The sequence below is a fragment of the Nocardiopsis chromatogenes YIM 90109 genome (genome assembly GCF_000341185.1).
In the GTDB taxonomy this organism is placed as follows: Bacteria; Actinomycetota; Actinomycetes; order Streptosporangiales; family Streptosporangiaceae; genus Nocardiopsis_A; species Nocardiopsis_A chromatogenes.
The window spans coordinates 1-8309 of sequence record NZ_ANBH01000016.1 but is presented as its reverse complement, the minus strand read 5'-3'; the positions used below and the strand labels follow the sequence as shown (position 1 = coordinate 8309).

6 protein-coding genes are annotated in these 8309 nt (G+C 73.4%); 5 read left to right on the top strand and 1 reads right to left on the bottom strand.

The genetic code is table 11. The features are described from left to right. Positions 1-701 precede the first annotated feature (701 nt). On the bottom strand, positions 702-3896 hold the full coding sequence (ileS, locus tag D476_RS0101415) for an isoleucine--tRNA ligase (protein ID WP_026123126.1): 3195 nt from the start codon (positions 3894-3896) through the stop codon (positions 702-704). 436 nt (positions 3897-4332) lie between these two features. Here ileS and D476_RS0101410 point away from each other — a divergent pair, with 436 nt between their 5' ends. The 5 genes from D476_RS0101410 (at position 4333) to D476_RS0101390 (ending at position 8037) form a co-directional block, all read left to right on the top strand. Then, positions 4333-4608 carry a hypothetical protein gene (locus tag D476_RS0101410; RefSeq protein WP_017622199.1) on the top strand — a complete coding sequence of 92 codons (276 nt, stop codon included), beginning with the start codon at positions 4333-4335 and terminating at the stop codon, positions 4606-4608. A gap of 366 nt (positions 4609-4974) precedes the next feature. Beyond that, entirely contained in the window at positions 4975-5379 is a 405-nt protein-coding gene (locus D476_RS0101405; RefSeq protein ID WP_017622198.1) for a TraR/DksA family transcriptional regulator, read from the top strand. 35 nt (positions 5380-5414) lie between these two features. Continuing rightward, positions 5415-6026: a signal peptidase II gene (gene lspA / locus D476_RS0101400; protein WP_017622197.1), complete on the top strand. Its 612-nt coding sequence runs from the start codon at positions 5415-5417 to the stop codon at positions 6024-6026. Then, the gene (locus D476_RS0101395) at positions 6023-6931 is read left to right on the top strand and encodes an RluA family pseudouridine synthase (protein WP_017622196.1); all 909 of its coding nucleotides are present in this window, start codon (positions 6023-6025) and stop codon (positions 6929-6931) included. The genes lspA and D476_RS0101395 overlap by 4 nt, the downstream gene beginning before the upstream one ends. A 179-nt stretch (positions 6932-7110) precedes the next feature. Further along, entirely contained in the window at positions 7111-8037 is a 927-nt protein-coding gene (locus D476_RS0101390; RefSeq protein ID WP_026123125.1) for a LysR family transcriptional regulator, read from the top strand. Positions 8038-8309 lie beyond the last annotated feature (272 nt).

The window sequence follows — 8309 nt, the reverse complement described above, 5'->3', positions numbered from 1 at the left end:
CGCGCCGCCCTCCCGGACCGCGAGGAACCCGCCACTCGGCAGGCAGGGCCCGGGAACCGCCCAGTTCTCGCCGCTGCCACCCATCACGGTAACCACGCACACACCCGACGATCGACAGCGCTGCCGCGAGGGCCACCAACCTTTGTCGTCGCTGCCCTTGCCGCCTTGCACTCCGACGGCCCGCCGGACGGGCGGGACCGCTGAGCGGGGGACCTGCTGTGCCGCCTCCTGGACCGCGAGGGACCCGCCGCCCGGCAAGCAGGGCCGGGGAACCGCCCCGCTCTGGCCGTCGCCGCCCTCTGCCCCACACTCCGGCGGCCCGCCGCCCGGCCGGGGCCCGTGAGCGGGGCACCAGCCGAGCCGCCCACCCGGACCGCGAGTGGCCAGCCGCTCGGAAGACAGGGTCGGGGAACCGCCCTGCTGACTCCGTCGCCGCCGAGAACGGTGATCATCCGCACGTCCGCAGCTCGACAGCGCTCCCGCACGGATCGTCGGCCTTCGTCGTCGCCGCCCCTGACCTGCCGCCCCCTGACCTGCCGCTCGGTGGCCCGCCGCTCAGTCGGGGCGTGAGCGGGCACCAGCGGCTTCGTGTCATGAAAGGGGGGCTGATGCGCGGCTCTGCCGTGCATCAGGCCCCCGGCCGTCTGCGGCCGATCCGTTCGGACTACCGCTGCTGCGGACCGAACGGTCAGGCCTTACGGTCAGGCCTTGCGGATCCAGACGGTCACGCCGAACTCCTCGGAGGTGACCGCGTACTGGCCCTCCTCCTCCGGAGCCTTCTCCACCTGCGCGAACGTCGTGGCCAGCACCTCGCCCGCGATGGACTCGGCGTGTTCGGCCAGGGCCCGCTCCGTCTGCGGATCGGTCGCCGACCATGCCAGCCCGATCCGGTCGGAGATGTTCAGGCCGCTGCTCTTGCGGGCGTCCTGCACCAGCCGGACCACCTCGCGCGCCAGGCCCGCCCGCTGCAGCTCCGGGGTCAGTTCCAGGTCCAGGGCCACCGTCTCGCCGTTCTCGGTGGACACCGCCCACCCCTCGCGCGGCTGCTCGGTCACCAGCAGCTCGTCGGCGCTGATCTCCACCGGCTCGCCCTCGACCTGCACGTGCGCCCAGCCGGTCCCGCGCACCTGCTCGACCAGCCCCTTGGCGTCCGCGGCGCCGATCGCCTGGGCCACCAGCGGGGTCCGCTTCGCGAACCGCTTGCCCAGCGCCCGGAAGTTCGGCTTCACCGTGTACTCCACCAGGTCGCCGCCGACCGAGGACAGCGCCTCCAGCGACCCCACGTTGAGCTCCTCGGTGATCTGCGCCCTGAGCTGCTCGGGCAGCCCGTCGAACCCGCGGGCGCCCACCAGGGCGCGCCCCAGCGGCTGGCGGGTGCGCACCGCCGAGTCCACGCGGGCCGCCCGGCCCAGCTCCACCAGGCGCCGCACCAGGGCCATGTCCCGGGACAGCGCCTCGTCCACCAGCGCCGGGTCGGCCTCGGGCCAGTCCGCCAGGTGCACCGACTCCGGCGCCCCCGGGCGGCGCAGCGCCGCCCAGACGTGGTCGGTCAGGAACGGGACCACCGGCGCCAGCACCTTGGTCAGCGTCTCCAGGGTCTCGTAGAGCGTGGCGAAGGCCGCCGCGCCCTCCGGCGTGGAGGCGCCCGCCCAGAAGCGGCGGCGGGACCGGCGCACGTACCAGTTGGACAGGTCGTCGATGAACCCGGTCAGGCGGCGGCCCGCCCCCGCGGTGTCGAAGTCCTCCAGCGCGGCGTCCACGTCGGCCACCACCTGGTTCAGCTCCGACAGCAGCCACCGGTCCAGCAGCGGGCGCTCGGCCGGGGCCGGGGCCTCGGCCAGGCGCTCCGGCGACCAGCCCTCCCCGGCGTTGGCGTACAGGGTGAAGAACGAGGCCGTGTTGTAGTAGGTCAGCAGGACCTTGCGGACGATCTCCTCCAGCGCGGCGTGCCCCACCCTGCGGGCCGCCCACGGCGAGCCGCTGGCCGCCATGAACCAGCGCAGCGCGTCGGCGCCGTGCCGGTCCATCACCGGGATCGGCTCCAGCACGTTGCCCAGGTGCTTGCTCATCTTCCGGCCGTCCTCGGCCAGGATGTGCCCCAGGCAGACCACGCTCTCGTAGGAGGACCGCCCGAACACCAGCGTGTTGACCGCCATCAGCGAGTAGAACCACCCGCGGGTCTGGTCGATGGCCTCGCAGATGTACTGGGCCGGGAAGTTCTCCTCGAAGACCTCCGCGTTGCGGTGCGGAGCGCCCCACTGGGCGAACGGCATCGACCCCGAGTCGAACCAGGCGTCGATCACCTCCGGCACCCGGTGGGCCTGGGCGCCGCACTGCGGGCAGTCCAGCACCACGTCGTCCACATAGGGCCGGTGCGGGTCCAGTGCGCTCAGGTCGCGCCCGGCGAGTTCGCTCAGCTCGGCCAGCGACCCGACCACCGTGGTGTGCTCGTCGGCGCACTGCCACACCGGAAGCGGCGTGCCCCAGTACCGGCTGCGGGACAGGGCCCAGTCGATGTTGTTGCGCAGCCACTCCCCGAAGCGCCCCTCCTTGACGTTCTCGGGGTACCAGTTGGTGGCCGCGTTCTGGGCGAGCAGCTCGTCCTTGATCTCGGTGGTGCGCACGTACCAGGAGGGGACCGCGTAGTACAGCAGCGCGGTGTGGCACCGCCAGCAGTGCGGGTAGCTGTGCTCGTACTCCTGCACCCGGAACATCAGGCCGCGCCCGGTCAGGTCCTCCACCAGGGCCGCGTCGGCCGTCTTGAAGAACACCCCGCCGACCAGGTCCAGCCCGTCCTCGAAGGTGCCGTCGGCCCGCACCGGGTTGACCACCGGCAGGCCGTAGGCGCGGGCGACCGCCATGTCGTCGGCGCCGAACGCGGGCGCCTGGTGCACCATGCCGGTGCCGTCCTCGACGGTGACGTAGTCGGCCAGCACCACGTAGTGCGCCGGGGCGTCGAAGTCCACCAGCTCGAAGGGGCGCTGGTAGGTCCAGCGCTCCATCTCCCCGCCCTCGAAGCGCTCCCCGGTCAGCGTCCAGCCCTCGCCGAGCACCTTCTCGAACAGCGGCTCGGCGATCAGCAGCCGCTCGGTGCCGTCGGTGGCCACCACGTAGGGCACGTCCGGGTGCACGGCCACCGCAGTGTTGGACACCAGCGTCCACGGGGTGGTGGTCCACACCAGCATGGAGGTGGGGCGCTCGGGGGAGGCCAGCGGGCCCGAGGTGATGGGGAAGCGCACGTACACCGAGGGGTCGGTGACCGTCTCGTAGCCCTGGGCCAGCTCGTGGTCGGACAGCGTCGTGCCGCAGCGCGGGCAGTAGGGGCTGATCCGGTAGTCGCGGACCAGCAGGCCCTTCTCGTGGATGCGCTTGAGCGCCCACCAGACCGACTCCACGTACTGCGCGTCCATGGTGCGGTACGGGTCCTCCAGGTCGACCCAGTAGCCCATGCGCTCGGTCATCTCGGTGAAGGCGCCCACGTGCCGCAGCACCGACTCGCGGCAGCGCGCGTTGAACTCGGCGACGCCGTACTCTTCGATGTCCTTCTTGCCGCTGAGCCCCAGCTCCTTCTCCACGGCCACCTCGACCGGAAGGCCGTGGCAGTCCCAGCCGGCCTTGCGGTCGACCCGGTGGCCCTTCATGGTCTTGAACCGGGGGAAGACGTCCTTGAAGACGCGGGCCTCGACGTGGTGCACGCCGGGCTTGCCGTTGCCGGTGGGCGGACCCTCGTAGAAGACCCAGTTCGGGCCGTCCTTGGTCTTGTCGAGTGAGCGCTCGAAGACCTTCTGCTCCGACCAGCGCTTCAGCACCTCGTGCTCCACCGCGGGCAGGCCGATCTGCGCGGGGAGGGCGGGGAAGGGCCGGGGGGCGGAGGGTTCTGCTGCTGACGCTGTCACGTGGCTGCCCTTTCCATCAGGGGTGCGGTCCTGATGGAGGGACGAGGCGCGGGGCCCCGCGGTACCACCCTCCTTGGGAGCGCGTGCGCTCCCCGCTTCGTTCGCTGCGTGCCGGTTCTACTGAGCCCCGGCGGGGCCGTTCCTCCGGCGGCTCAGGGGTGATATTCCCGCCGGTCATGCCCCCGGGCTCCCACCGTCCCCGGGTCGCTCTGGGCTGTGCTCCGCGCGGTACTCGTCCCCGTCATCGCCCTGCTGTGGAGTCGAGGATAACGCAACCGGCCCGCCGCTCCGACGCGATTCCCGCGGGCGCGTCCGGGGAGGGGAGTGCGCGCCGCCGGAGGGGCGCCGGGGCATACTGGCGCACGGCCGTGCGCAGGTGCCGCCCGAAGGGGCGGCCGGGCGCAGCACGCGACGACACGACGAGGAGAGGGCCCGGATGGCCGACACGCAGGGCGGCGCGACGTCTCAGGGGCGGGTGCTGGTCACGCTGCCCGACCGGGAGGACGCCGATGAGCTCGCCGAGCAGCTCCAGGACCAGGGCTACGAGCCGTGTGCGGTGCACCGGGACATGCTCGCGGGCGAGGACGACGCCGAGGACGTGGACTGGGTGATCGTGGTGGAGGTGGGGCCGCACGGGGGGCCGGCCGTGTTCGACGAGCCGCACCTGTCCCGCCTCGCCGAGGACTACGGGGGGTTCGCCACGGCCGAGTAGCGGCCGGGGGGCGGGGGCCCGCACGGAGCCCCCCGCACGACACCACCGGCGCAGCGCCCCCGGCGGAGCGCCCCGGCGAATCGGACGCGGGGAACGGGGGAACAACAAAGGGGAAAGAGGCGGTGATTCCGTGGAACGCCGTGGTTCATTGCTTCGCCGACCCCGGCCGCCTAAGCTACCCGGCATTGTGCGGCAATCCCCTGAATCGACGGGTTTTCGCACGTCGGCGGGGGTATTCGACGGGGGCGGCCGGGGGCGGCCGCCCGGATCTGAAGCGGGGGCCGGAGAGTGACGTCCACATCGGCGGAGCGATCGATCGGCGGAACGGACCGCGGGGGCCGCGGAGGACGGCGCGAGGAGGGCGACGTGAACGCAGCGAAGCTGCCGCCGGCGCGCACCGGGGAGGAGCCCTGGACCACCGGGGAGTTCGCCGAGGTCCGCGGATCGCTGGAACAGGAGATCGCGCTGCTGCGCGAGAAGATCGCCGACACCGAGTCGGAGCTGGCCGAACAGCTGACGGACGCGGTGTCCAACGCCGGGGACGACCCCACCGATACCGGTGCGAAGGCGTACCAGCGCGAGCACGACCTGGCACTGGCCTACAATAGCCGTGACCTGCTCGCGCAGAGCGAGCGGGCGATCGAACGGATGGACGCGGGCACCTACGGGGTGTGCGGCTCGTGCGGCCAGGCGATCGGCAAGGCCCGCCTCCAGGCGTACCCGCGCGCCCTGCTGTGCGTGGCGTGCAAACAACGCGAGGAGCGTCGCTGACTGACGTTGAGCCCTCCGGGGACGGACAAAGGACGGTGAACGGATCCGCCGCGACCAAGCCGCGGCGGTTCGTTCTTGTGGCGGTGGTGGCCGCGGTCGCGCTGGCCCTGGACTTCGCCACCAAGGAGATCGTGCTGGCGCGCTTCGCGCCCGGCGAGAGCGTCCCGGTCGTGGGGGACCTGCTCCGGTTCACCCTGGTGTTCAACCCGGGGGCGGCCTTCTCCATCGGCACCGGCATGACCTGGGTGTTCAGCCTGATCTCGATCGGGGTGGTCACCTACATCGCGGTCATCGCCCGGCGCCTGCGCAGCCTGTCCTGGGCGCTGTCGCTGGGGCTGATCCTGGGCGGCGCCGCCGGGAACCTGGTGGACCGCCTCTTCCGGCCGCCGGGTCCGCTGCACGGGCACGTGGTCGACTGGATCCAGCTCCCGAACTGGCCGGTGTTCAACCTGGCCGACTCCAGCCTGGTGGTGGGCAGCGTCCTGGCGGTGGTGCTGGCCTTCCGCGGGGTGAACATCGACGGCACCCGCGACGGCGACACGGCCGACGGGGCCGGGGACGGGGCCGACCGGGACGGCCCGTCCGGAGGTGCGGACGAGGACGGCGGCGCCGCGGGCCGCGACGGCGGAGAGGGGGAGACGAGGTGACCGACCACCGCAGCATGCCGGTGCCGGACGGCCTGGAGGGCGACCGCCTCGACGCCGCGATGGCGCGGCTGTTCGGGCTGTCGCGCACCCGCGCCGCCGAGCTCATCGCCGATGGCAACGTGCGCGTCGACGGCGCCGAGGCGGCCAAGTCGGACCGGGTCGCCGCCGGGGCCTGGCTGGAGGTCACCCTCCCCCCGCCGCCGTCGGCCCCGGTGCCCCGCCCCGAGCCGGTTCCGGGCCTGCGCGTCGTGCACGAGGACGCCGACATCGTCGTCGTCGACAAGCCGATCGGCGTGGTCGCCCACCCCACCGTGGGCTGGACCGGCCCCTCGGTGCTGGAGGGCCTGCTGGCCATGGGCGTGCAGCTCACCACCAGCGGCGCCGCCGAGCGGCAGGGCATCGTGCACCGGCTGGACGCCAACACCACCGGCGTGATGGTGCTCGCCAAGAGCGAGGCGGCGTACTCGGTGCTCAAGCGCGCCTTCAAGGAGCGCACGGTCGACAAGCGCTACCACACGCTGGTGCAGGGCCACCCGGACCCGCTGCGCGGCACCGTGGACGCCCCGATCGACCGCCACCCCTCCGGCGACGGGCGCTTCGCCGTGGTCGCGGGCGGCCGCCCGTCGGTGACCCACTACGACACCATCGAGGCGTTCCGCGCGGCCAGCCTGCTGGAGATCAAGCTGGAGACCGGCCGTACGCACCAGATCCGCGTGCACATGTCGGCGCTGCGCCACCCCTGCGTGGGGGACCGGCTGTACGGGGCCGACCCGACCCNCCCCCGCCAGTGGCTGCACGCGGTGCGCCTGGGCTTCGACCACCCGACCGAGGGGCGGCCGGTGGAGTTCGAGAGCCCCTACCCGGACGACCTGGCCGCAGCGGTCGAGAAGCTGCGCGACGAGTAGGCGGCGCCCCGGCGGCCGCGCCCCGCGCCCCGGTCCGGGGCACCGGCGGGGCCGCCGGGACGCGGCCGGTACCCCGCCGGGGTACGGCGGCGGGGCCCGGCGGTGAACATCTCACCCATTGGACGTCGGACCGGTCACAGCAGCTTCGCACGGGCCATCTGCGGGGTTAGCATCACTTCATGCTGAGCGTGGATCGAATGCGCGTCCTACACGCCATCGCCGCCAACGGATCGCTCACCGGGGCCGCCGAGGAGCTCCGGGTCACCAATTCGGCCGTCTCCCAACAGCTGAGCAAGCTGGAGCGGGAGGTCGGCCAGCCCCTCGTCGAGCGCAACGGGCGCGGGATCCGGCTCACCGAGGCCGCCGAGGTGCTGGTCGAGCACACCGGGCAGATCCTGTCGCTGGTCCGCCAGGCCGAGGCCGACCTGGAGGCGCACCGCGACGCGGTCATCGGCCATCTGCGCCTGGCAGCGATCGCGACCGCCGCCCGCGGCCTGGTCCCGCACGCCCTGGTCGCCCTCAGGGAGAGCCACCCCCGGCTGGCCGTGGAACTCGTCGAGCAGGAGCCGCACGAGAGCATCCCGGCCGTGAGCAGGGGTGAGGCCGACATGGCGGTCGTCGTGGACTGGACGGGGGCCCCGCTCCCGCTGCCGCGCGGGATGGAGCGCACCCCGCTGATGGAGGACATCGCCGATCTGGCGCTGCCCTCCGGGCACCCGCTGGCGCACCGCGGGCTGGTCGCACTGGACGAGGTGGTGGACCTGCCCTGGATCAGCTGGCCGCGCGGCGGCGCGTGCGGCGAGTGGCTGCACCGGATGATCAGCGAGCAGGGGAACGACCCGCGGATCGTGCACACCGCCGAGGAGCACCAGACCCAGTTGGCGCTGGTCGCCGCCGGGCTGGGCGCGGCGGTGATGCCGCGCCTGGGCCGGGGGCCGGTGCCCGAAGGGGTGCGGCTGGTGCAGGTTCAGCCGGCGCTGGTGCGCCAGGTGTACGTGTTCTGGAACGCGGACGCGGCGCGCAGGCCCGCCATCAGCGCGACCGTCCGGGCCCTGCGCGATGCGGCCCTGAACCCGGAGGCGGCCACGGCATCGGTACGCGCCTGACAGCGGAGGCCACCACCCGACGCGCGGGTCCCTGATGGTCCCGGGGATGGCGGCTCGGCTGGTGCCCCGCTTGCGGGTTCCGGCCGGGCGGCGGGTCGGCGGGGTGTGGGGTGCAGGGCGGCGACGACAACGGTCGGCGGCCCTACCGGTAGCGCTGTCGACCACCAGGCGCGTACGTGGTCACCCCGAGGGGCAGCGACGGAACAAGCCGGGCGGTTCCCCGGCGCCGCTTGCCGTCCGCCGGGCCCCTCGCAAACCGGGAAGGCGGCTCG